This window comes from Phytobacter sp. V69 (assembly GCF_965644215.1).
Lineage (GTDB): Bacteria > Pseudomonadota > Gammaproteobacteria > Enterobacterales > Enterobacteriaceae > Phytobacter.
In genome coordinates, this window is record NZ_CBFFRL010000487.1 from 1 (window position 1) to 678 (window position 678).

Below are 678 nucleotides of genomic sequence, written 5' to 3' on the forward strand. Positions count from 1 at the left end.
ACCATTGAAAGATAATTCCTCGCCGTTTTGTCGTAACGTGTTGCAATGCGCCGGTATTCTTTCAGGCGACCAAAGCACCTCTCAACAACGTTGCGATTGCGGTAGGCTTCACGATCGAGTGGTGAACGACCATCTGCGGCCATTTTTTCATTGGATTTACGCGGGATGACTGCTTTTATCCCTCTTCTTTTCAGTTCGTTACGTAACGCATGCCCCGAGTAGGCTTTATCAGCCAGTACTGCATGACCACGGCGCTTCATACTTCCGTTCTGGCGCTGAACTCCGATACCGTCCAGAAGACGTTGTGCAAACTGGCTTTCGTGAGCCTGACCGGGACTCAGTACGATGTTTAACGGCAGACCACTTCCGTCTGTCGCCAGATGGATTTTGGTACCAAAACCACCTCGAGAGCGACCCAGCCCATTATCTCCAGTGATATCGAGATGTTTTTTTGCGCACCGGCAGCACATTTCAGCGCCCGAATATTGCTACCATCCAGTGCAGTGGCCGACCAGTCCACGAGGCCATGTGCATCCAGAGCTGAAAGTAACTTGTTGAAAATAATGTTAATCACACCCGATTTTGACCAACGGTTAAAGCGGTTATAAACGGTCTTCCATGGGCCGTACCGTTCAGGTAAATCGCGCCATGGTGCACCGGAACACAGCACCCAGAACA

Annotated in this window: 1 pseudogene; it reads right to left on the minus strand. The window is 50.7% G+C overall.

Going from position 1 to position 678, the window contains the following annotated elements:
* Nucleotides 1-678 (minus strand): annotated as a pseudogene (locus ACSZPU_RS26145) (IS5 family transposase); the annotation flags it as partial.